We start from the raw sequence: 23,301 nt of genomic DNA, 5'->3' as shown, positions 1-23,301 counted from the left end.
TGGCTTTTCTGCCTCTGGCGGATCGTTCGAGACCGCGCGGCAGATTGGAACGGTGTATTCGCTCTTCGCGGAAACCGACTTATCGACGCTTCTGGTGGGGTTCGCAAACCAAGCCGAGGCCATGTCTCTGCTCTTCGCCGCCGCGGGCGGGTTGATCGAGGCGCAGGATGAGGCGTTGGCGGGGGCGTTGTCGAAGGCGGCCGAGGAGCCGGCGGGGCTGCAGAGCCTGGGCCTGATTCATGCGAGTGAGGCGGATGGGTTCATCCTCGAGGACTCGTGCGTGATGGGCGGCTATGGGCGGGTGGGTCCGGAGGATGTGTCGGATTCGCCGTTGGAGCGGATCGCCCAGTGCGCGCAGGCGCTTGAGCCCGAGCAGTTCAGCCGGATCCAGCAACGGGCCGGCGAGGTCTCCGAGGCGCTGCACACCGCGGCGACGCAGCTCCAGTCCGATCTGAACAATGTGCTCGGGCATGGGTGGCAGGGCGAGTTCGCGGTGAGTGCGCAGGACTCGGTGCGGGGCCTTGTCGGCTCGGCGGTGAGGCTGTCGGGCGAGTTGGAGAAGGTCGCCGAGAAGGCCGGGCGCGCGCGCCAGGGGTTCGTCACCACGCGCACGAACGTGGCCGAGCAGGCGGCGCAGGCGCAGCTCGCGCAGCTGTCCGGGCGCGAGCTCGGACCGGCGGGACTGTCGGCGGCCGCCGCGTCACGGGCCCAGCAGGCCGCGGCGGAGGAGCAGGCGCGGGCTATCGTCAACACCGAGTACAGCCCCGCGGTGATGGACGCCAATCTCGACGATCTGGACTTCACCGCCGCGTACCGGGTGGTCTCCACGTCGGCGCTGGGTGGCCCGGACGGGATCGACATGGCGCGGGTCTGGAACACCGAGGGCATCGCGCGTCCGGCGCAGCCGGCCGCGCCGAACCCGGGCACGCTCGCCGCGCTCACCGGAGAGGTCGGCGCCACCGCGGGCGGGGCCGGAGGTGGTGTGGGTGTGTCGACGGCGAACCCGCCGGGCGCGGTGAGCGATGCCGCGACCGAGCAGGCGCTTCTGGCCGCGCGGACGGGCGCAGCCGACGGCGGCGGGACGGCCGCGGCGGGAGCGGGCCAGGCGGGCGCTGGGCAGTCGGATGCAAGGCAGCCGGTGGCCGGGCAGCCGGGTGCGGGCGGCGGGGTGAACGCGGCCACCACCGCAGCCGGCGCGCCGGTGACGCCGATGACCGGAGCGACCGGGCAGCAGGGCGCCCCGGCAGGCGCCGGTGCGGGCGGCATCCGGGGGATCCGTGGCGGGGCGAGCGGGAACGGCCGGGGCCGGGATCGCGGGTTCGGCTCGACCAGCGGCCTGCTCGGCGGTGGTGGCGCTGCCGCGGCCGGCGCGGGAGCGGGCGCATCCCGCATAGGCGGCGCCGGGACACTGGCGGGATTCGGTGCCGGCGGCGCGGCAGTCCCGGGCGGAGGCGGACTGTCAGCGGGCGCTCCCGGCGCCGGTCCCGCGCCCGGTGGGCCGGCGGGCCCGGGTGCGGGGGCGCTCTCGTCGTCGTCGACAGGCACGGCCCAGGCCGGGCGCGCCGGCGCGATGCCGATGGGCGGGGTGATGAGCGCGGCCAACGCCGGCCAGAACAGCGACCGTCGCGGCCACACCCCGGCGAGCTACCTGACCAACGCCACCAACACCACCGCCATCATCGGCGAACCCGTCAAGGTCGCCCCGGCGGTGCTCGGCCGCAAGCCGGCCGAGGAACCTGCGCCCACGAACGACGGCGCCGAGCCGTACCGCGGACGCACACTCGGCCGCGACTACACCGGCGGAGGCGCGACACAGGGCTAGTCCGGAACCGGCCTCACCAACAGCCCGCGCGGCGGTGAGCAAAGGGTTACCGATCCACACAACAGAGACACGGTCCGGACACACAGCGCGCCCAGACTCGACGCGGTACGACCACCCACCGCAGCACAGTTGGAGGCACCCGTGTCCTACGTCCAACCACCGGACTTCACCCGCGCGATGATCGACGCCGGGGCCAAGAAGGTCCACATGTCCACCCGCGACACTCTCATCCGCGGATTCATGGCAGGGGCGATCCTGGCGCTCGCGGCGGCCTTCGCCGTCACCGTCACCGTCCAGACCGGCAGCGCGCTACTCGGCGCCGTGCTCTTCCCCGTGGGCTTCATCCTCCTGTACCTGCTGGGATTCGACCTGCTCACCGGCGTGTTCACACTGGTGCCACTGGCCCTGCTCGACAAGCGCCGAGGCGTGACGGTCGGGGGCATGCTGCGCAACTGGGGTCTGGTGTTCGTCGGCAACTTCGCCGGCGCGCTGACCGTGGCATTCCTCATCGCGTTCATCACCACCTTCGGGTTCAACGTGGAACCGGACGAGGTGGGACAGCGGCTCGGAGAAATCGGCGAATCTCGGACGCTGGGTTACAAGGAGTATGGAGCGGCCGGGATGCTCTCCCTGTTCTTCCGCGGCGTGCTGTGCAACTGGATGGTCTCCACCGGCGTCGTGGCGGCGATGATGTCCACCAGCGTTAGCGGTAAGGCACTGACCATGTGGATGCCCGTGATGCTGTTCTTCTACATGGGCTTCGAGCACTCAGTGGTCAACATGTTTCTGTTCCCGACCGGGCTCATGCTGGGCGGCGACTTCTCCCTCGGCGACTACCTGGTGTGGAACGAGATCCCAACTGTCGTAGGCAACCTCGTCGGCGGGCTGCTGTTCGTGGGGCTCACGCTCTACGTCACCCACGCGCGCACGAAGGAGCGGCGGACGTCGGCGTCGGCAAGTGGCGCAGCCGCCACCACCGGGCCCGCCGCCGCTGAGCCCGTCGCCAGCACCGACCGCAGCGCCACCACCGGGCCCGCCGCCGTCCGCGACGAGCCCGCCGCGGTCTGAACCGCCCGCCCCAACCCACAATCCCGACACTCGAGAGGTCCATCAATGATCCCGATCATGTCCAAGAGCGAGGCCGCAGCCCACGTCGAGTCGGCTCGCATCCGCCAGGGCCGCACCTGGGCGGAGCTGGCTGAGCACCTGGGAACCCCGCTCGTGTGGACCACGGCCGCGCTGCTCGGGCAACACCCGATGTCGACCGAGCAGGCGAGGTCGGTGTGCGACCTGCTGGAGCTGGGCGATGACGTGGCGGAAGGCCTCGCCCTGCAGCCGGGGCGCGGCACGCCGGCGGAGGTGATGGCCGATCCGACGATCTACCGGTTCACCGAGGCGTTGTCGGTCTACGGGCCGGCGCTCAAGGCGCTGATCCACGAGGAGTTCGGCGACGGCATCATGAGCGCGATTAACTTCCAGGTGGACATCGCCCGCCGGCCCGACCCGGACGGAGACCGGGTGGTGATCACCCTGGACGGCAAGTTCCTCGACTACCGGTGGTGACGGTGGGGACAGTGGCGACGGTGGGGAAGTCGACGACGACGAGAACGCTCAGCCGGCCCGACCCGCGTACCGCTCGGCGGCCAGGGCGGCGAGTGTGCGCAGGAACCGCCGGAAGAGCAGGTTCATCACTGGCCGGACCACGGTGAGGGACAGGTTCGTCGGCGCGTTCCCGTGCAGCGCGAGCGTCCAGGTGAGGCGGCAGCCGCGGTCGGTGGGCTCGATGTCGTAGGCCTCCGCGAAGGCACGCACGGCGCGGAGCGAGCAGGCGGTGAATCGGAAGGCCATGTGCCGCCCGGTCTCCCAGGCGAGGAACTCCTCGTCGCCGACGAGCCCACCCAGCATGTGGACGGTGCGCGTGGTGCCCACACCGTGCGGGGGATCGCTGGTCCAGACGACCTTGGTGATCACCCCCGCCCACCGCGGCCACGCGTCGGCGTCGAGGAAGATCTCGAACAGCTGCGCCGGGGTGGCGGGAATGTCCACGGAGTTGGAGAACCGGAACCGCGCGGTGGCGGTGTAGTCGAGACCGACGGGCTCGCAGGGGTGCATGGTGGTCGCGCTGCTCCGGGTCATGGCCCGAGGCTAGAACAGCTCCGGGCTTCCGTGGTGGGTCACCGGGAGACCCCCGCCACACCCCGCCTGACCTCCCCGAGGACTGCCGTACGCTCCGCCGTGCCCGGCCCTACCCCGCCCGCACCCTGCCAGGTTCCGCTCAGGATCACAGGGCTAGCCTGGGTGCGACCGGCGCCGAGTCGCCTCGGCGCGCCGCGACCCGCAGATGGACCCCATGCCAGAGCCCAGAACTGCCGCTGCCCGCTCACCGCTGGGCACCGTCACCGCCTACCTCCGCAACGCCTGGCGCACCCTCACCGCCATGCGCACGGCGCTCATCCTGCTCTTCCTGCTGGCCGTCGCGGCCGTCCCGGGCGCGCTGTTGCCGCAGCGCAGCCTCAACGAGGGCAACGTCAACGAGTACATCGCCGAGAACGGCTGGCTCGGCGAGCTCTACGACCGCCTGCAACTGTTCGACGTGTTCTCCAGCTGGTGGTTCACGGCCATCTATGTCCTGCTGTTCATCTCGCTGGTCGGCTGCCTCACCCCCCGCTCGATCGACCTGGTCCGCCAACTGCGCACCCCGCCGCCGCTGACGCCGCGCAACCTGTCGCGCCTGCCGCACCACGCCGCCTACCGCACGACGGCCACCCCCGAGCAGGCCGCCGAGCAGGTCCGCCGCGAGCTCAAGGGTCGGGTCCGCCGCAACGACGGCGACGGCCGCGTCCCCGGCACCATCGAACTGTCCTCCGAGCGCGGTTACATGCGCGAGGTTGGGAACATCGTCTTCCACTTCGGCCTGCTGGCGCTGCTCGTCATGTTCGCGGCGGGCAAGTTCGTCTACGCGGAGGGCATGCGCGTCATCGTCGCGAACGAGGAGTCGCCGGCGTTCTGCAACACCACGCCCAGCGCGTACGACTCGTTCCGCGCCGGCCTGCTCGTCGACGGCACGGACCTCGAGCAGTTCTGCATCAAGGTCGAGGACTTCCGCGCCGACTACCTGCCCAACGGACAGGCCGAGATGTTCACCTCCAACGTGCGCTACAGCGAAGAGGTCACCACCACCGACCCGGACACGTGGGAGCCGTACGAGATGCGGGTCAACCACCCGCTCCGCATCGGCTCGACCCGCGTCTACCTGCAGGGCCACGGTTACGCGCCGACGTTCACGGTGACGTTCCCGAACGGCGAGACCCGCACGGACACGCAGCACTGGCAGCCGACCGAGCTGCAGACCTTCTTGTCGTCGGGCATCATGCGCTTCGACCCGCCCGCAGGCATGTACCCGGACCTGGCCGAGCGGCGCACGCAACAGATCGCGATTCAGGGTCTCTTCGCCCCGACCGCCCAGTTCGACGGCACGCTGCTCAGCTCCCGGTTCCCGCGGATGGACGATCCGGCGGTGGCGATCGACGTCCACCGCGGCGACGCCGGCCTCGACACGGGCCGCCCGCAGTCGATCTTCTCCCTGGACTCGGACCTCATCGAGTCGGGTGTCCTCAACCGCGAGGCGCGCGTCAACCTCAGGCCGGGCGAGTCCACCACGCTCGCCGACGGCACCGAGGTCCGCTTCGACGGCGCCGAGGAGTTCATCAACATCCAGGTCTCCTCCGACCCCACGCAGATCTGGGTGGGGGTGTCCGCCGCGGTCATGATGGGCGGGCTGGTGTTGAGCCTGATGGTGCGGCGCCGGCGGATCTGGGCGCGGGTGAGTGTCGACGACGACGAGGTCACCCGTGTCGATCTGGGAGGCCTCGCCAAGACGGACCGGTCCGGCTGGGGGAGCGAATTCGACGAGCTCCGCGATCGGCTGGTCGCGGCCTCGGCCGTCACACCCGTGTTGCCGGGTGGGGCCGATAAGGACCACACTTCATCTAGTCGCGGCACCGCCGGCGACGACGTGCGGAAGGACGACACCCGGTGATCACTTGGACCCTCGCGCAGGGACTGCCCGTCGACGAGACCCTGTCGACGTACTCGGACCTCGCCTTCCGGACGGCGTTCGGGATCTACGCCCTGGCGCTCGTCGCGTCGCTGATCTACTACGCGGGCTTCCGCGTCCCCAAGGTCTCGCACCAGCAGCTGGTCGCGGCCGGGCAGGGCGCAGCCGCCGGCGGGTCGGGAACAGTCGGTCGCTCGGACGTGGGCCTGACGGAGTCGAGGTCGCTCACCGACACCGGTGACGAGAACCGCGCCTCCGAGGGCAACGTGCGGTGGGCGCGGATCGCGCAGCTGTTCATCGTGGTGGCGTTCCTGTTCCACGCCGGGTCGATGGTCACGCGCGGGCTGGCGACGGACCGGTTCCCGTTCGGCAACATGTACGAGTTCATCCTCGGCACCACCCTGCTCGCCGTGGGCGCCGGGCTGGTGTTACTGCGCAAGCCGGCGCTGCAGACGGCGTGGCCGTTCGTGCTGCTGCCGGTGCTGGTGCTGCTGTTCTTCGGCGGGACCCACCTGTACTCGGAGGCCGCGCCCGTGGTGCCGGCGCTGCGCTCGTACTGGCTGCCGATCCACGTCACGATCATCTCGCTGGGCTCCGGCATCCTGCTCATCCCGGGTGTCGTGTCGATCATGTACCTCATCCGCGTGTGGCAGCCACAGGGCGAGGAGCGGGGCTGGGGTGCGCGCCTGGCGCGTCCGCTGCCCGCCGCGGAGACCCTCGACCGGCTGGCGTACCGCGCCACGGTGATCGGCTTCCCGATCTTCGGCGTGGGCATCCTGCTCGGCGCCGTGTGGGCGGAGAGCGCGTGGGGCCGCTTCTGGGGCTGGGACCCCAAGGAGACGGTGTCCTTCATCTCCTGGGTGCTCTACGCCGGCTACCTCCACGCCCGCGCGACGTCGGGCTGGGGCCCCAAGAAGGCGGCGTGGATCAACATCGCAGGCTTCGCGGTGCTGGTGTTCAACCTGTTCTTCATCAACATCGTGGTCTCGGGCCTGCACTCCTACGCCGGGCTGAACTGAGCGCCAGCAGCAGGCCGGGCTGCGACATGGACTGAGACTCTCCGGTCACGCCGCGGCCGCGCCCTGAGGCACATCGGAGGTCGCCGTGCGGACCAGCGCCTCGATGCGATCCGTGACCTCGAGAGCGTCCACGGCGGCAAGGGTCGCGGTGATGCGCGCGCGGTCGTCGGACACCGGAGTGAACTGCACGTTCTGTTCGCGCCGCGCCTGTTGGGCCCGGGCGTCGGCTCCGCCGCCCTGCGGAGGGTGAGCAGGGCACGGGTCGGGCGGGCCTGTCGACCTCGCTGCCGGCGCTGCAGATCACAGGCTCGTCGTTCCCCTCGGGCACGTACACGCTGCCGCACGTGCTGGAGGGGCTGCGGGAGTCGGGTGCTGTCGGGCCCGCCGGGCTGATGTCCGTGGCCGACGCCGTGCTCGGCATCTTCCGCCACACCGCTCTGACCTGCGGTGCCCTGAAACCCCCCTCCGAGGCAGCCCAGGTAATGGTGGTCCACTGGGTGGAGCGCTCGTCGAGGCACCGGACGGAGCGCCTACTCTGGCCGCGTTCGCGATGAACCGGGAGGGACTGTGCAGGTTGACGTGAGGAACCGAGTGCGCTCGGAATGCGTGTGCGCATGGTGAGTAGCGATGATCTGGAGCCGCAGAGGTTGCAGGCGGGAACTCCGCCGTACCGACGGCTGCTGACAGCGCTCTTCTTCATCGGGGTGGCTACGTTCGCGCAGCTGTACTCGCCCCAGGGACTGCTGCCGCTGATCTCGATTGACCAGCAGGTCAGTCCGGACGGGGCCGCGCTCATGATCTCCGCCGCCACTGCCGGGGTGGCGTTGGGCGTCATCCCGTGGTCCTACGTCGGGGATGCGGTGGGGCGTAAGCAGGCGATGCTCGCGGCGATCACTCTCGCCTGTGTCTGCGCGGTGCTGATGACGGTCATGCCCGGTTTCGCCTCGATGCTGGCCGTACGGTTCGTCGAGGGACTCATGCTCGGCGGGGTGCCGGCCCTGGCCATCGCGTACCTGAGCGAGGAGGTCAGCCCGAAGGTCGGCGCCATCGCCGCGGGCAGTTATGTCTCCGGCACGACCATCGGAGGCCTGTCGGGGCGGATCATCGCGGCGCCCCTGGGGGAGCAGTTCGGCTGGAAAGCCGGGATGCTCGTGGTCACGGGCGTCGCGGTGCTCTGCGTCCTGATCTTCCTGCGTACCGCGCCGAGGGCGCAGAACTTCACTCCGCGGGTCACCCGTTTGTCAGTGGCGATAGCGGCGCTCGTGGGCAACCTGCGGTCCCCGGCCCTGTGGGTGATCTACCTTCAGGGATGCCTGACCATGGGCGGGTTCGTCGCCGTCTACAACTTCCTCGGCTTCCACCTGATCGCTCCGCCCTTCTCGATGCCGGTCTGGTTGGTGTCGCTCATCTTCCTGGCTTACCTGGCCGGCACCTTCTCGGCTCCTCGGGCCGGTGTCCTGGCCTCGCGCTTCGGCCGCAAACCGGTGTTGATCGCCGGCAACCTGACGATGATGGCGGGCACCGCGCTCACCTTGGTTCCCGACGTGTGGGTCATCATCGCCGGGACGGTGGTTCTCACAGTGGGATTTTTCGCGTCCCACGCGGTGGCGTCCGGCTGGGCGGGGGCCTCGGCGGTCGCGGGACGTTCCCAGTCGGCGTCGCTCTACAACCTGGGCTATTACGGAGGCTCCTCGGTGTTCGGGTTCGCGGGCGGCATATTTCTGCACTGGGCGGGATGGCCGGGAACCATCGCGATGGTCGTGATCCTGACCGCCGTGGCGACGCTCTTGGTGGCCGTGGTCCTGCCGAGGAACTAGAGCAGCCGCGCGTCGCGGCAGGTCGCGACGCGCGGGAGGGCGCCGCTCAGACCCCGCGCAACTCCGCCATCCGCAGTGCGAGCCGCAGCTCGAGGGCCCGGTCGCCGCGCCGCCAGCCGGGCCCGAGGATCGTGTCGAGGCGGTCGAGCCGCTGGTAGACGGTGTTGACGTGCACGAACAGCCGGTCGGCGGTCGCAGACGGGCTGCCGTCGGCGGCGAACCAGGCCTGCAGCGTGTCGAGCAGGGAGGTGCCGCGGGCGCGGTCGGCGGCGCGAACCGGCCCGAGGTTGCGCTCGATGAACTGCCCCACGAACTCGCGGTCGGTCTCGCTGAACAGCAGCCCGTACAGCCCGAGTTCCTGGGCGGCGGCACCGGAACCGGCGCGGTCCAGCGCGATGAGGAGCCGCGCGGCCCGGCGGGCGCGTTCGACGTGATCGCCCACATCGGCGAGGCCGGTCACCCCGCCGACCGGCCCGGAGCCGCCGACGGTCGCCTGATGCGCGGCGAGCCGGGCGGCCACGTCGCGGGCGGTGGCCCCGGCGTCTGACCCGGGCAGCAGCATGACGGCGCGGTCGCCGTACGTGGTGACGAGCCCGGCGTCGGCGCGGGCGAGCGCGCGGCACTCGGCCTGCAGCGCGCGCGGCATCCGGTCCTCGGCGGGGGTGATGACCAGCGCGACGAGGTCGGTGTCGACGTCCACGCCGAGCAGCGCGGCACGCCGCCCGATCGCCTCGAGGTCGTGCTCGCCGGGCGCCAGCACCTCGGCCAGCAGCTCGCCGCGCACGCGGTTGTCGGCCTCGTCGCGCGCGCGGTGCCCCAGCAGGATCAGCGCGATCACCGAGGCCACGCGCCCGAGCGCCCGCCCGATCGCGGGGACGGGGCCCCGGCTGCCGAAGGTGACGTACCCGAGGTGGTCGGGCCCGGTGACGACCGGGGTGACGACGACGAGGTGGCCGTCCACCGACCGGGTGACGGGTCCGTCGGTCCGCTCGGTGTCCGCGGCGACGTCGTCGACGACCCGCCGCAGCAGGTCGAGCGGCGGTCCCTCGGGCGGGCACGCCCAGCCGATCTCCCGGTGGGCGAGGTCGAACACGGCGGCGGAGCCTCCGCCGATGTCCACCACGAGGTCGACGATCTCGGGGACGGTGGCCCCGGCCACGACCAGCCGGGTGAGGCGTTCGTGGAGGTCGACGACGCCGGCGAGGCGGGCGGACTCGGCGTGGGCCGCGTCGAGGGCGTCGAGGGTGGCGTCGAGTTCGCGGCGGCGTCGGGTGGCGCGTTCGGCGGCGGTGAGGGCGGCCGAGACCTGGTCGGCGAGCAGGGCGAGGAGGGTGATCTCGTCCTGGGTGAAGTCGCGTTCGGAGCGGTCGGAGGTGAACAACATCCCGGTGAGCCGGCCGAACGTGCGCACCGGGACACCGAGGATGGCTTTGACGCCCTCGTCGATGATGATCGGGTCGATCACGTGGGTGTACTGCTCGTCGGCGAGGTAGTTGCGGGTCCAGCGGGGTGCCATCGCCTCCGCGACCTGCCCACCGAGGCCGAGGCCCATGCCGAGGCGGATGGTGTCGAAGCGGGGGCTGGTCGCGCCCTCGGCCATGCGCATGTAGGTGTCGCCGCGCTCGGGGTCGAGCAGCATGACGTACGCCAGGTCGGTGCCCACGATCTGGCGGGCCCGCCGGATGGCGATGTGCAGGACGGCGTCCTCGTCCTCCGCCGAGGCGAGTTCGGCGGAGGCGTCGAGGACGTCGCGCAGGCCGAGGGCCAGGTCGACCGCCATGTCAGCGGCCGGTGAACTGCGCCTTGCCGGGGCCGTTGTCGATGAACGACTGCATGCCGAGTTCGCGGTCCTCGGTGGCGAACAGGGCGGCGAAGAGGGCGCGTTCAATGGCCAGGCCGGAGTCGAGGTCCACCTCGATACCGCGGTCGACGGCCTCCTTGACGGCCTGCAGGGCGATGCGGGGCCCGCCGACGAACTGGCGGGCCCACTCGAGGGCGCGTTCGGTGGCCCGGCCGTCCTCGACGACCTCCTCGACGGCCCGCAGCTCCAGGGCCTCGCCGGCGGTGAGGGTGCGGCCGGTGAGGCAGATGTCCTTGGCGACGGCCGGGCCGACGAGCCGGGTCAGGCGCTGGGTGCCGCCGGCCCCGGGGATGATGCCGAGGAGGATCTCGGGCTGGCCGAGCTTGGCCTTGGACTCGGCGATCCGGCGGTCGCAGCACAGGGAGAGTTCCATGCCGCCGCCCAGGGCCGCGCCGGTGATCGCGGCGACGGTGGGCTGGGGGATCGCGGCGACGGCCGAGAACGCCGACTGCAGGGAGCGGGCCTCGGTGACCATCTGCGCGTGGGTCATGTCGCGCATCTCCTTGATGTCCGCGCCGGCGGCGAAGACGCGCTCGCTGCCGGTGAACACCACGGCGTCGACGTCGTCGCGGCCCGAGACCTCGGCCGACACCGCGCGCAGTTCCTCCTGCATCGCGCGGGACAGAGCGTTGACCGGCGGGCGGTTCAGGGTGATGAGGGCGATGCCGTCGGTGACGTCGAGGGATAGGAATTCATACATGGTGAGGCTCCGAAGCTAGGGGGAATCTCCATTGTATGTGAACCAGGCCACTTCTACGGTCGAGGTATGCACCCTCAGGTAAGAGAGATCACACAGAGCCAGAAACCCTGGCGTCCGCCGCTGCGGCCCGAGGACTTCCGCTGGGAGATCCCGGAGCGATTCAACATCGGCGCGGCGTGCACGGACGCGCATCCGCCGGAAGCACCCGCGATCGTGGTGGACCGCGGCGACGCCCCGCCGGAGGTGACCACGTTCGGGCAGCTCGGCGAGCGGGCCCGCCGGCTCATCACGTTCCTGCGCGAGCGCGGGGTCGGCGAGGGCGACCGGATCGCCGTGATGTGCGCCCAGTCCGCGGAGACCGCGGTCGCGCACGTCGCCGCGTACCTCATGGGGGCGATCGCGGTGCCGCTGTCGGTGAAGTTCGGGCCAGAGGCCGCGTTGTTCCGCATGGGCGACTCCGGCGCGGTCGCGGCCGTGTTCGACGCCGACTGCTACGCCCGCCTCGCCGGCGAGCTCGCCGACCTGCCCGAGCTGCGCACCGTGCTCGTGACCGGCGACGCCGTGCCGGAGGCGACCTCGTCGGTGGCCGGGGCGATGTTCGCGGCGGGCACGGCGCCGGCGATTGACGAGTCGGGCGCCGGCGCGCTCACCGTGCTGCCGCTGGCGGTGGCCGAGGGGGCGGACCTCGCCGTCGTCACCCCTGACACCGGCCCCGACGACCCCGCGCTGCTCATCTACACCTCCGGTACCACCGGCCAGCCCAAGGGCGCGCTCCACGGACATCGCGTCGTGTTGGGGCACATGCCTGGCGTCGTGCGCGCGCTCGACGGGTTCCCGGGCGGAGCGGCGGGGCAGAGCGCCGCGGCAGGGGACAGCGCCGCGGCAGGGGAGAGCACCGACGTGTTCTGGACCCCCGCCGATTGGGCGTGGGCCGGTGGGCTGCTCGACGTGCTGCTGCCGAGCCTCTACAGCGGCGTGCCCGTGGTGGCCTCCGACCGGCGGCCGAGCCCGGAGAACGTCGAGCACATCCTCCGGCGTCACGGCGTGACCTGCTCGTTCCTGCCGCCGACGATCCTCAAGATGATGCGCACCTCCGACGTCGACTACTCGCGCACCGGCCTGCGCGCGGCGTTCTCCGGCGGCGAGGCGCTCGGCGAGGCCGTGGCCGAATGGGCCCGCGAGGCGCTGCGCGTGCAGGTCAACGAGATCTACGGCCAGACCGAGTGCAACCTCATCGTGGGCACGTGCCACGTCGAGTTCGACACCCCGCCCGGTTCCATGGGCCGCCCGACGCCCGGCTTCGACCTCGAACTGCTCGACGAGCTCGGCCAGACGGTCGGCGCGGGGGAGGTCGGCGAGATCTGCGTGCGCCTGCCCAGCCCGAACGCCTTCCTGCGCTACTGGAACGCGCCCGAGAAGACGGACGAGAAGACCGCCGGCGGTGTGCTGCACACCGGTGATCTGGCGAAGGTCGACGACGAGGGGAACTTCTGGTTCTCCGGCCGCAACGACGACTTGATCTCGTCGGCCGGCTACCGCGTGGGCCCCGGCGAGATCGAGGACCAGATCCTGCGCCATCCGGCCGTCGAGATGGTCGCCGTGATCGGCGTGCCGGACGAGCTGCGCGGAGAGTCGATCGTGGCGTACGTCGTCCCGTCCGCCGATGCCGACGCGGGCGACGAGTTCGCGCGCGAGATCCAGGCGTTCGTCAAGGAACGGCTGGCCTTCTACCAATACCCGCGGGAGGTCGTCTTCCTCGACGAACTGCCCACCACCAACACCGGCAAGATCCGCCGGGCGCAGCTACGTGCCTCGTTCTCCGCCGGCCAGACAAAGGACAAGTCGTGAACAATCCCGTCGTCATAGGCGTGGTGATCGCCTACTTCGTGCTGATGTTCGCCATCGGCGCGTGGGCCAACACCAAGATGAAATCGGCCAAGGAATTCCTCGTCGCCGGACAGTCGCTCGGCTTCTTCGTCATGGCCATCGCCAGCTTCTCCTCCATCCAGTCGGGCTGGGGCATGGTCGGCGGCACCGGGCAGACGTACTCGTGGGGCCTCCAGGCGCTCATCGCCGTCGGCCTCTTCGCGCCGTTCGGCTTCGCCGCGGCCTGGTTCCTCCTGGGCAGCCGGCTCAACTGGATCGGCAAGAAGCACAGCGTCTACTCGGTGCCCGACCTCATCCGGGTCCGCTTCCAGGACCGCACCTCGCACGCCACGATGTCGGTCGCGGTGTTCATCGCGTCGATCGCGTACATGACCGCGCAGGTCACCTCGATCGGCGTCATCATCTCCCTGCTGCTCGGCACCTCCGTGGCGACCAGCGCGTGGATCGGCTCGCTCGTCGTGGCCGCGTACACCATGGCCGGCGGCATGCTCGCCGCCGTGTGGACCGATCTCATCCAGGGCGTCCTCATGGTGGTCATGTCCGTCGGGCTGTTCTTCTTCGCCGTCCAGGTGGCCGGCGGGTGGGTGCCGATGCTCGGCACCATCTCCTCGACCAGTGCCGAACTGCTGGCGATCGACGGGGTGCAGTCGCCGACGTACATCTTCGCGTTCGGCCTGCTCATCTTCGTCGGCGCCGTGGGTCAGCCGCAGCTGCTCACCAAGTTCCTCATGCTGCGCGACATGACCCAGCTCAAGTGGGGCGCCGCGGTCGCCGGCATCGCCTACGCCGTGACCACCCTGTTCTCGGTGGGCATCGGCCTGGCCACCCGCTCCATGACGATCACCGGTGACGCCCCCGAGCTGGAGAACATCGACGACACCGCCATCTGGTTCCTCGACTCGGTGACGCACCCGATCGTCGGCGGCATCGCCCTGACCGGCCTGCTCGCGGCGATCATGTCCTCGGCCTCGAGCTTCATCACCATCGGCGCCTCCTCGATGATGCGCGACCTGCCCGGCGCCTTCGGCATCCGCGTGGTGCGTGAGGTGCTCTGGAGTCGGGTGTCGACCCTGACGCTGGTGGTGCTGTCGGTCCTGCTCACCCTGTTCCTCTCGCAGGTCGTGTTCCTGCTCGGCGCGCTGGGCTGGGCGGCGTTCGCCGCGGCGATCGTGGGCCCGGTGGTCATGTCGATCTACTGGGAGCGCGCGACCGCCACGGCCGCGACGGTCACGGTGGTCTTCGCGATCCTCGGCAACATGATCATCAGCTCGCTGGCCGCCCGCGACGTCATCTCCGTGCCCACCTACATGCAGGTCGGCGGCATCTCGCTGCTCGTGTCGATCGTGCTCTTCTACGTCGTCTCCCTCATGACGAGCAACCGCCACCCCGACGCGACCCTGGCGTTCCTCTACGGCGGCCCCGTCGCCCGGACCGACGGCTCGCTCGCCGCCACCTCGCCCGCCGCCTCCACCGAAAGGCCCGACCATGTCTGATCTCGCCGCCCTCGACCGCGCCGGCGCCCCGATTCCCGAGCACAAGCGCGCCGGCACCCTTATCCACGTGTTCGTCGGCGTGGCCGCGTTCGCACTGGTCGGCATGCTCTTCGACGTCTGGCAGATGGTCTTCCTGGCCGTCCCGCTGTTCGCGGTGGCCATGATGCTGCTCGGCTCGCTGCGCGCGAACGGGACCTGGGACCGCGCCTCGACGATCGGTATCGGCGCCTACTGCGCGGTCCTGGCCGTGCTGGTGGTGTGGTCGGTGATCGCCGAGGCCGGTGATGCGACCTTCTGGGGCCTCCCGATGTCGATGGGCGTGATCGTCTACCTCATCTGGCCGTACACGGCCGTCGGCGCCGGACTGCTGTACGCATTCGTCTTCGACCGCACCATCGACGAGAAGCGGCTGGCGGCCGTGGCTGAGTGACCTGGGGACCTCTGCACGGCCCCGTCAGGGCCCCGCAGGTCAGAGCGCTTTCCTTACAGTCGCGCGCAACCACTGCAGCCGCTCACGAATTGTCGTGAGCGGCTGCAGGTGTACCACGCGGTTGTCGCGCGGCCGGGTGAAGGCGCGCGTCGGAACTGATTGGGCTGGTCGCTCACAGACAATACTCAGCCTGGCAGTAAGTTCTGTTAAGATTAAACGCGTTATCGCACCTCAATTCTGGAGCATCATGGCTTTTCCGTCCCTCCGGCTCCCCGTGGCCGGCGCGCTCGCCCTCGCGCTTGCCCTCGGTGTCGCCTCCCCCGCCGCCGCGCAGCCCGAGCTGGACTTGTCAAGCCTCAGCGAGCAGCAGCTCGGGTCGATCATCGAGGGCGTCGGCTCCGTGCCCGTCGGCTCGACGGCCGACCTCCTGGGCGCTGTGGGTTCCGCCGACCTCCCGCTCACCGGCGAGGGCTCGTCGATGCCCGTCGAGACGCCCCGCCCGGTCGATCCGAGGATCACCACGAGCGAGTTCGTCGAGGTCGAGCGGACCGAAGGCGAATACCAGTACTGGCTGGTCCGCTCCGCGGCGATGCACCGCGAGGTGATCCTCGAGGTCGTGCCGTCGCGCGTGTCCGACAAGGCCCCCGTTCTCTACATGCTCGACGGCGTGGACGCGCCCGAGGGTGACAGTGGCTGGAACCACCGTGCCGACATCGCGTCCCGCATGGCCGACGAGAACGTGCACGTTGTCGCCCCGACCGGGGCCGGCGGTGCCTACTGGACCGACTGGGAGAACGCGGACTCCGCGCTCGGCTACAACAAGTGGGAGACCTTTATCACCGAGGAGTTGCCCGGCATCATCGAGCAGGGACTTGCCAGCATGGGCGAGTCCACCACCGGCAAGGCCGCCATCGGCGGCGCCTCAGCCGGCGCCCAGGCCGCCATGCACCTCGCGGCCACCTACCCCGAGCTCTATGACGGGGTCATGGCCTTCAGTGGCTACTACTCCACCATGGACGGCATCGGGTACCAGAACCTGCGGCTCGCCGTGGAGCTCCGCGGCGGCGACCTGGAGAACATGTGGGGGCCGTACCGCAGTGAGCGGTGGCGCGAGAACGACACGGTCTCGCACGTGGAGGGCCTGGCCGAGATGCCCGTGTACTTCTCCACCGGCAGCGGCGAGATCGGGCCCGACGACCTCGGTTACTACGGGGCCGACATGCTGGGCGTGGTCCTCGGCATCATCATCGAGCGCGGCTCGCTCGAGGGCGCCCAAGCGCTGGAGCGGGCGCTGAACGCCGAGGGCATCGATCACCGGGTCGACTACCTCGACACCGGGCTGCACAACTGGCCGACCTTCCTTGAGAACTTCGACGAGGCCTGGGAGTACATCGAGCCGTCACTGCAGCAGGCCTGAGGCGGTGTCAGCAGGCGCCAACGGCTAACACCTACTGGCGCCTGCTAACTGTGCTGATCGCGGTCAGAGCTGCGCGAGCTGCTCCTTCCACACGGGCCGCCAATAGCCGATGGCCTCGGCCGAGTCGAGCTTGCTGTGCACCAGTCCCACGGTGCACTTGCCGCCGGCCTTGTCGCTGAAGTTCAGGGCCACGCGGGATCCGTCTGCCAGCGGCACCCGCCAGTAGCGCCACTTCTCGGTGCTCGAGGTGGACGGCTCGGCCTCGATCTCGACCCCGCCGAACTCCTCGCGCTCACCGACGAGCGCCACCCACGCCTCGAGCGCCGCGTCCTTGTCGCCGGCCACGGTCTTCGAGGTGGACAGCTGAAAGTCGCCGTCGCAGGACTGCCCGGGGACTCGCAGCTCGGCGTGCTGCTCGTAGGCGACGGCGGCGTGCTGCGCCCACCATTCGCGCTGCTCCACCGACTCGGGCATGTGCTGCAACGTCAGCCGCGCGATGGCGGTGTGCTTGAGCTCGCGGGCGCCCTCGCGGTCGAGCAGCTCGACCCAGTCCTCCCACGAGCGGCCGGTGGCGGCGGCGACGGCGGCGGTACTCGACGACTTGACCATGCCTTCATGCTGCCCGACGCGCGGACCCGCGGTCGCCGTTCGCCTCACCGGGGTGGCCGCGAACCGCGCTGACCTGCGGCGCCCTGAAACCCCCGCCCAGGGCACTGCAGGTCAGCGACCAGGGAGACACGGCCGTCGCCCTGCGAGGGTTAGGGAGCGACGGCCACGACGACGAGCCCGCCCTCCGCCACGCCGGGCCACCGGGGGTGGGCGGCACCGGCGGAGTGGTGACGATTCCCGGCAAAGACCCGCCACCAGCAGGTGGGCCGGGGAACGATAAGGGTTCCGCGGCGAGAGGAGCGGCATGGAGGTCGAGCAACCCCGCGAGCGCGACGAGACCGAGGCCCAGCGGATCGACCGCAACTGGATCGAGCTGCTGCAGGAGTTACGCATCGTCCAGACCGGCGGCCAGGTCCTTACCGGCTTCCTGCTGGTCGTGCCGTTCCAGGAGCGTTTTGCGGAGCTCGGCGGTGGCGCCCGAACCCTTTACCTGGCGGTTCTGACGCTCACCTTGACCTCGTCCGTGATCCTGCTGGCGCCGGTGATGATCCATCGCGCGGTGTTCCGCTCCCACCGTAAGGACCGGGTGCTCTGGGTGTCCGCGAGGTTGGCGCGCGTGGGGCTGACGATCCTCTCTGTCGCGATGGTCGGCCTGGTCGCGCTCATCTTCACCTTGGTGATGGGGACGGTGTGGGGCCTTGCCGCGGCGGCTGTGATGGCCGCGTTCGTGGCCGTCATGCTGTTCGTGGTCCCCGCGAGGATGCGTCGACGTGCCCCGACGAATCCCTACGTCGCCGACTGAGGGGCGTGCGGCGGCGCGGCGACCGGCGATCGCTCTTCCGAACTTTGGTGTAACCATTGCGCTTTCCGGGCCGCTTTTTCGCAGTGGTGCCGACAAGCTTCCGGCCGCAGTCGCGAGGTGGGCGAGCCGCCGCCCGGCGCCGATCTGCCAGCGGTGCCCTGAAACCCCCGTCCAGGGCACTGCAGGTCAGCACCGCTACAAGTCCCCTGGCAGCTTGTCGCGGCGGATGTCGCGCCAGGAGGGTTGGCGCAAGTTGCCGTCGTCGGTGAAGCCCTGGTGGCGGACCTCCACGACGATCTTGGGTAGGACCCAGATGGCATCGCGGCGGGCGTCAGCGGGCAGCTGCTCCACGAAGGGGCTGGTCTTCCGGCGCAGGGGCTCGAGCTCGTCGAGCAGGGCGCGCGCCTGCTTGTCGGTGAACCCGGTGCCGACGCGCCCGATGTAGGCCAGCCCCGTCTCGGCGGGCACGCCCAGCAGCAGGGAGCCCAGCGAGCCGGAGCGTCCGCCCTTGCCGGGCCGCCAGCCGCCGACGACCGCCTCGGTGGTGGTGAGCAGCTTCTGCTTGAGCCACGCCTTCGACCGCCGGCCTGACTCGTACTTCGAGTCGCGACGCTTGGCGACGATGCCCTCCCAGCCGTACTCCTCGGCCTCGGCCAGGGCGCGGTCGCCGGGCCCGTCGAGGACGTCGGGCACGTGCACACGCTCGACCTCGGTCAACGCCGGGGCGAGCAGGTCCAGCACCTCGCGGCGACGCTCCCACGGCTGCGACTGCAGATCCACGCCGTCGACCTCGAGCACGTCAAAGACGAACAGCTCGACCGGCGGAAGAGACGAGTCCTTGCCCTCGGCGGCGGCCTGCTTGGCCAGCGAGGCGAAGTCGGGCACGCCGTTGGAGTCGAGGATGACGAGCTCCGCGTCGATCACGGCGGGCTTCTCGAGTGTCTCGGCCAGTCCGGGGAAGCCGTCGGCGAGCCAGTCCATGGAGTTGCCGTTGCGGCTGACCAGGCGGGTCTGCTCGCCGTTGGTCGCCACGGTCACGCGGTAACCGTCCCACTTGCCCTCGAACGCCCACGTGTCGTCGGGCAGCCCGGTGACCTCGGCGGCCGTGGGGATCATGGGGAGCGGGGGCGTGTCGGGGCGGGCGGCGCTGTCGGATCGGTCGGAGTCGTCGGAGCGGGACGCGCGGCCGGAACCTCCGGAGCCGCTGCCGCCGGAGCGCGACGCGGACTTGTCGCCTTCGGGATACCGCGACTTCGGGTTGTCGCGGCCGCCGTAGAAGGAGTCGGGCGACTGGTCCTTCATGTACTGCACGATCCACTGGTTCTTCTCGGCGCTCGTGCGGACGAGGACGTACCGGCCGGAGACCTTGTCGCCGTCGAGCCACACGATGATCTCGTCCTCGCGCCACTTCTCGCACTCGTAGGTGCCGCGGTCCCAGATGGTCATGTGGCCGGCGCCGTACTCGCCCTTGGGGATGGTGCCCTCGAACGTCTCGTAACCGAGCGGGTGGTCCTCGGTGTTCACCGCGAGCCGGCGGTCCTTGGGCTCGGTGGGCAGGTTCTTGGGCACGGCCCACGAGGCCAGGACCCCGTGGTGTTCGAGCCGCAGATCGTAGTGCAGGCGGCGCGCGTGGTGTTCCTGGATCACGAAGATGGGCCCGTCGCCCTCTGAGCGATCGGTCTCGACCTCGTCCTCGAACGGCTCGGGCGTGCGACGGCGATCCCGCTTGCGCCGGTACTCCGCCAGGCTCGTGACCACCGCGTCCTCGCTGGTGGGGGAGGCGTCGCAGCCCTCGGCCTCGGCGGCGCGGGTGTCCGCGCCGTCCGAGTCGGTGTCGCCGGTGGAGCCGTCGGTGTCGTCAGCGTCGGTGTCCGCGCGGTCGGGGTCCTCGTCATCCGACGACGACGAGCTCTTCTTGCCCCCGGACGACTTCTTGGCCCGCGACGCCGAGCCGGACGAGGACGCCTTCTTCTCGGCCGGGGTCTTCTTGGCGGGGGCCTTCGTGGCGGGCTTCTTCTTGGCGGAGCCGCCCTTCTTGGCCGTGCCCTCGAGGCCGTCGAGGAGGTCGCCGTCGGAGTCCAGTCGCTTGAGGACGTCGTCCCAGTGCAGGTGCGTCAGGCCGCCGTCGCCGAGTTCCTCCCACGAGCGGGGCGCGGCCACCCACGGCTCGGCCCGCCCGCGTAGGGAGTACGGCGCGACGGTGGTCTTGGCGCCGCTGTTCTGGCTCCAGTCGACGAACACCTTGCCGTCGCGGATGGAGCGCTTCATGGTGGCGGTGACCAGGTCCGGGGTCTGCTTGGCGAGGGACTGCGCGATCTCCTTGGCCACCTTGGAGGCGCTGGCGGCGGTGACGGCCTTGTCCAGCCGGGCGTAGAGGTGGATCCCCTTGGAGCCACTGGTGACCGGGAACGACTCGAGTCCCGCCTCGGACAGCAAATCTCGGACGCGCAGGGCGACCTTCGCCGTCGTATCCAGTTCCACGCCCTCACCCGGATCGAGGTCGATGACGATCCGCCGCGTCCTCCCCGGCTCACCGTTCGTGAGAGTCCACTGCGGCACGTGCAGCTCGAGGGCGGCCTGCTGGGCGAACCAGGCCAGGGTCGCGGGGGAGTCGAGCACCGGGTAACGGACGGTGCGCGAGGAGTGCTCGATGGTCACGCTCGGCACCCAGTCGGGCGCGTGCTGGGGCAGGTTCTTCTCGAAGAAGGAGTCGGCGTCAGTGCCGTCGGGCCAGCGCTTGCGGGTGACGGGCCGGTTGCCGGCGTAGGTCATGAGCAGCGGCGCGACGGCCGTGTAGTACTCCAGCACGTCGGCCTTGGTGGTGCCGGTGGCCTCGTAGAGCACCTTGTCGGGGTGGGTGAACCGCACGGTCCGCCCGTCGACCTTCACCGACTCCTTCTGCCCCTTAGTCGCCATGGGACCACTCTCGCATCCGACTCGGACACTGGCGACCGGCTCGGTGGGCGTCCCTGCCGAGGGTGGCTCATGCCTCGGCGGTGGTCACCGACGTCTCGACGCTGGGCTCGCTCGCGTCTGTGGTCGGGCTCGAGGTGGTCGCCGGCGCCGACGGGCTGGTCGTGGCGGTCACCTTAGGCAGCGGCGGCAGGTCGAACATCCACCCGGCGGTGCCGTCGGGTCGGAGCATGGCCTGCTGCGCGGAGTCGTCGAGCGCTATCGCGATGACGATCTCGTACTCCCGGCTCGCCGAGAGCGCTGCGATCCTGGAGTTGGTCGACTGATCACAGTCCGAGGTGACGGTGCCGGCCCTGCGGATCGACCCGCTGGGGCGGACCTCGGCGAAGTCGCCCGGGCCGATGGACGCCCACCGGTCGGGGCCCGCCTCGGCAGAGGTGCGGATGCTCAGGGTTAGCTCCGCTCCGCAGCCGGGCGTGCGGACGATATCGTCGATCCTTGCGGTGCCGAGCTCGAGGCCGTCGCGGGTGACCACTTCGAACTCCCGGCCGACGCGCACCGCCTCTGGGTTCTGCGGACCCTCGGGAACGGTGGTGGGCACGGTCGGCTCAGAAGTCGCCGGCTCCGACGTTGCAGGCTCTGAGTCCACAGTCTCCGGCTCCGCGGCGAGCGGTTCTGAGGACTGGGTCGGTTGCGGCGAGGCGGTCGGGCTCGGGGCCGCCTCGGTCGATTTGCCCTCCTCGTCTGTCGACGACTCGTCGTCCGCGACGTCCTCCAACGAAGGCAACTCCGTCTCGTCGACGTTGCCCGGGGGAGTTTCACTAGCCGGCGCTGCCTGGGTCTCTGTTTGCAAGACTTCGGCAGTCCGCATGGCAGATACCCGACCGAGTTGCTCTGGGAGCGGGCTGGGCCAAGAGGTGCTGGGGCGGGTTGGTGCACCAGTAAAGGAACTAGAAGCGCCACATTCGGCGTGGGCGAGAATTACATGGAAGGTCCAAGGGTCGGAGCCGAGAACGTTTCCTGATGCTTCGACGAAGAGTCGGAGTTGGGACAGGGCATAGCCGTTCTTTTCAACACTGTGATGCTGGAGGACTCCCTTGTACGTATACAGCCCGATGTTCCTGGTGAAGGAGACCTGACGGCCTTCACTGGGTATCGAAATTTGGTCACCAGAGTTCCAAAGAAATCCGCCGATCGTAATTGGAGAACCGGAAATCGAGGCATCGCCGTCCACGCCAGGAGCGCACGAAGCGGTAGCGGTGATCGGCGTGGAAGAAGTACGAACGAGAGGCACCCTCACTAACAGGGCCCAAGCTGTCGCCTCGAGATCCCTGGTCTGGGACACGGCGTAGCTAGTTCCGGGGCCATCCGGGAGATCTTCGAACTGGCACCCGTCAGGCTGCTGGTTTTCACGACGCGCGCACGTCCGAGTGTCAGCACTTGCCCGAACCGAGGTCCAGGCGTCGCCGGCGGACTCATTGCGCCAGTTAGAGGGCACTTCGTTGCGCGCGATCCAATGGGTGGGCGGAGCTACTTCGCGCTGAACCGACCCGAGGTTCCTCGCGCCGGAGAGCCAGGGCTTGAGGGAACCATAAGCCGCGGCGGACCTTGCGAAGTTCTGGCCAGCGATTTCGCTGGTCCCGAATTGGGAGGTCCCCATGACTCGGTCCTGCCACGTCGCCTCTGTAGGGCGAATGGTGATGGCGCTCAGGGCCACCGTGGCCATCAGCGCCAGGACACCGACGAATGCCAGGCTCAGACGAAGGATGCCGCGTGACCTACGCATCTCCGGACCTCTCGCTCGCGTCGTCCCCCTCGTCCTTCTTCGGCCAGAACGCCCACAGCACGCCGAGCGCGGCGATCAGGCTGATCCCGCCCAGGACGTAGGGGTTGCCGAACCACACGATCACCTTGGCGAGCTCGGGCACGGACCAGAGGACCTTGCGGACTGTCTCGACCCGATACATGCCCGGGTCGACGATGGGGTTGGCGTCACCCTTCATCTGCACGAGTGCCTCGCCGGGTGACTGCGTGTGCACTTCCACCACCCGGTGGGTGACGGGGAGTTGGCCCTCTTCGCGATCTACCGTGATGACGTCGCCCACGCGGATCTCGTCGGCGGAGATCTCCTTGACCACTGCGACGGACCCGGTGGGGATCGTCGGCGACATCGAGCCGGTCTTAAACATGATCAGCGAGATGTTCATCGACACCGCGAGGATCACCAGCGCGATGCACACCACGCCGCCGGCCGCGAGCAGGTTGCCGATGCCGCCGCCGATGTACGACCACACTGACCGGCCACGTGGCACTCGATGAGAGGCAACTGCCGAGACGGACGCCTCGGACGGGGAAGGCGCAGTCTGTGCGCTCATGGCGATCTCCTGACGAGGGCGGAGGTGAGGGGGGAGGGGAGGAGGAAATTGAGCGGGTGTCGGCGAGGGCGACGGCGGGTCACCCGCCGTCGCCTACGC

19 protein-coding genes are annotated in these 23,301 nt (G+C 70.0%); 11 read left to right on the top strand and 8 right to left on the bottom strand.

The features are described from left to right. Positions 1-52: 52 nt before the first annotated feature. The 3 genes from A6035_RS19185 to cynS all read left to right on the top strand — a co-directional run bounded on the left by A6035_RS19185 (position 53) and on the right by cynS (position 3,385). Complete coding sequence (locus tag A6035_RS19185; RefSeq protein WP_162534005.1) at positions 53-1,822, top strand: hypothetical protein; 1,770 nt, start codon at positions 53-55, stop codon at positions 1,820-1,822. Between the two features lie 141 nt (positions 1,823-1,963). Continuing rightward, entirely contained in the window at positions 1,964-2,890 is a 927-nt protein-coding gene (locus tag A6035_RS13390; RefSeq protein WP_235026732.1) for a formate/nitrite transporter family protein, read from the top strand. A 45-nt stretch (positions 2,891-2,935) separates the two neighbouring features. Then, positions 2,936-3,385: a cyanase gene (gene cynS, locus A6035_RS13385; protein ID WP_108848185.1), complete on the top strand. Its 450-nt coding sequence runs from the start codon at positions 2,936-2,938 to the stop codon at positions 3,383-3,385. 48 nt (positions 3,386-3,433) lie between these two features. Here cynS and A6035_RS13380 read toward each other — a convergent pair whose 3' ends face one another. Beyond that, positions 3,434-3,934 carry an SRPBCC family protein gene (locus tag A6035_RS13380; RefSeq protein WP_167400793.1) on the bottom strand — a complete coding sequence of 167 codons (501 nt, stop codon included), beginning with the start codon at positions 3,932-3,934 and terminating at the stop codon, positions 3,434-3,436. A 238-nt stretch (positions 3,935-4,172) separates the two neighbouring features. On the opposite strand from A6035_RS13380, the gene resB reads away from it, so the two are divergent. Together resB and ccsB are read left to right on the top strand one after the other, a co-directional pair. Then, complete coding sequence (resB, locus tag A6035_RS13375) at positions 4,173-5,861, top strand: cytochrome c biogenesis protein ResB (RefSeq protein WP_108848183.1); 1,689 nt, start codon at positions 4,173-4,175, stop codon at positions 5,859-5,861. Next, complete coding sequence (gene ccsB, locus A6035_RS13370) at positions 5,858-6,898, top strand: c-type cytochrome biogenesis protein CcsB (protein WP_108848182.1); 1,041 nt, start codon at positions 5,858-5,860, stop codon at positions 6,896-6,898. Before resB ends, ccsB begins: the two co-directional genes overlap by 4 nt. 45 nt (positions 6,899-6,943) lie before the next feature. Here ccsB and A6035_RS19180 read toward each other — a convergent pair whose 3' ends face one another. Beyond that, positions 6,944-7,072, bottom strand: coding sequence for a hypothetical protein (locus A6035_RS19180; RefSeq protein ID WP_268817664.1), 129 nt, complete (start codon positions 7,070-7,072; stop codon positions 6,944-6,946). A 440-nt stretch (positions 7,073-7,512) separates the two neighbouring features. Here A6035_RS19180 and A6035_RS13355 point away from each other — a divergent pair, with 440 nt between their 5' ends. Next, positions 7,513-8,715 carry an MFS transporter gene (locus A6035_RS13355; RefSeq protein WP_108849283.1) on the top strand — a complete coding sequence of 401 codons (1,203 nt, stop codon included), beginning with the start codon at positions 7,513-7,515 and terminating at the stop codon, positions 8,713-8,715. 46 nt (positions 8,716-8,761) lie between these two features. Here A6035_RS13355 and A6035_RS13350 read toward each other — a convergent pair whose 3' ends face one another. Next, the gene (locus A6035_RS13350) at positions 8,762-10,495 is read right to left on the bottom strand and encodes a helix-turn-helix domain-containing protein (RefSeq protein ID WP_108848181.1); all 1,734 of its coding nucleotides are present in this window, start codon (positions 10,493-10,495) and stop codon (positions 8,762-8,764) included. Between the two features lies 1 nt (position 10,496). Continuing rightward, entirely contained in the window at positions 10,497-11,276 is a 780-nt protein-coding gene (locus A6035_RS13345) for an enoyl-CoA hydratase/isomerase family protein (RefSeq protein ID WP_108848180.1), read from the bottom strand. Positions 11,277-11,342: 66 nt separating this feature from the next. On the opposite strand from A6035_RS13345, the gene A6035_RS13340 reads away from it, so the two are divergent. The 4 genes from A6035_RS13340 to A6035_RS13325 all read left to right on the top strand — a co-directional run bounded on the left by A6035_RS13340 (position 11,343) and on the right by A6035_RS13325 (position 16,503). Further along, the gene (locus A6035_RS13340) at positions 11,343-13,124 is read left to right on the top strand and encodes an AMP-binding protein (protein ID WP_108848179.1); all 1,782 of its coding nucleotides are present in this window, start codon (positions 11,343-11,345) and stop codon (positions 13,122-13,124) included. Further along, a complete protein-coding gene (locus A6035_RS13335; protein WP_108848178.1) occupies positions 13,121-14,656 on the top strand; it encodes a sodium:solute symporter family protein in 1,536 nt (511 codons plus the stop codon). Before A6035_RS13340 ends, A6035_RS13335 begins: the two co-directional genes overlap by 4 nt. Further along, positions 14,649-15,086, top strand: coding sequence for a hypothetical protein (locus A6035_RS13330; protein WP_108848177.1), 438 nt, complete (start codon positions 14,649-14,651; stop codon positions 15,084-15,086). Before A6035_RS13335 ends, A6035_RS13330 begins: the two co-directional genes overlap by 8 nt. A gap of 247 nt (positions 15,087-15,333) precedes the next feature. Next, positions 15,334-16,503: an alpha/beta hydrolase gene (locus A6035_RS13325; protein WP_108848176.1), complete on the top strand. Its 1,170-nt coding sequence runs from the start codon at positions 15,334-15,336 to the stop codon at positions 16,501-16,503. A 63-nt stretch (positions 16,504-16,566) separates the two neighbouring features. Here the strand turns inward: A6035_RS13325 and A6035_RS13320 are convergent, their stop codons facing one another. Next, positions 16,567-17,112 carry a hypothetical protein gene (locus A6035_RS13320; RefSeq protein WP_108848175.1) on the bottom strand — a complete coding sequence of 182 codons (546 nt, stop codon included), beginning with the start codon at positions 17,110-17,112 and terminating at the stop codon, positions 16,567-16,569. A gap of 304 nt (positions 17,113-17,416) precedes the next feature. On the opposite strand from A6035_RS13320, the gene A6035_RS13315 reads away from it, so the two are divergent. Further along, the gene (locus tag A6035_RS13315; protein ID WP_108848174.1) at positions 17,417-17,914 is read left to right on the top strand and encodes a DUF6328 family protein; all 498 of its coding nucleotides are present in this window, start codon (positions 17,417-17,419) and stop codon (positions 17,912-17,914) included. A gap of 195 nt (positions 17,915-18,109) precedes the next feature. Here the strand turns inward: A6035_RS13315 and A6035_RS13310 are convergent, their stop codons facing one another. The 3 genes from A6035_RS13310 to A6035_RS13300 all read right to left on the bottom strand — a co-directional run bounded on the left by A6035_RS13310 (position 18,110) and on the right by A6035_RS13300 (position 23,121). Next, positions 18,110-20,830, bottom strand: coding sequence for an ATP-dependent DNA ligase (locus A6035_RS13310; protein WP_108848173.1), 2,721 nt, complete (start codon positions 20,828-20,830; stop codon positions 18,110-18,112). A 67-nt stretch (positions 20,831-20,897) separates the two neighbouring features. Next, positions 20,898-21,428, bottom strand: coding sequence for a hypothetical protein (locus A6035_RS13305; RefSeq protein WP_159149541.1), 531 nt, complete (start codon positions 21,426-21,428; stop codon positions 20,898-20,900). A 1,177-nt stretch (positions 21,429-22,605) separates the two neighbouring features. After that, the gene (locus A6035_RS13300) at positions 22,606-23,121 is read right to left on the bottom strand and encodes a signal peptidase I (RefSeq protein WP_244192444.1); all 516 of its coding nucleotides are present in this window, start codon (positions 23,119-23,121) and stop codon (positions 22,606-22,608) included. Positions 23,122-23,301 lie beyond the last annotated feature (180 nt).

The organism is Dietzia lutea, from assembly GCF_003096075.1.
In the GTDB taxonomy this organism is placed as follows: domain Bacteria; phylum Actinomycetota; class Actinomycetes; order Mycobacteriales; family Mycobacteriaceae; genus Dietzia; species Dietzia lutea.
This window is presented reverse-complemented; position numbering and strand designations above follow the sequence as displayed.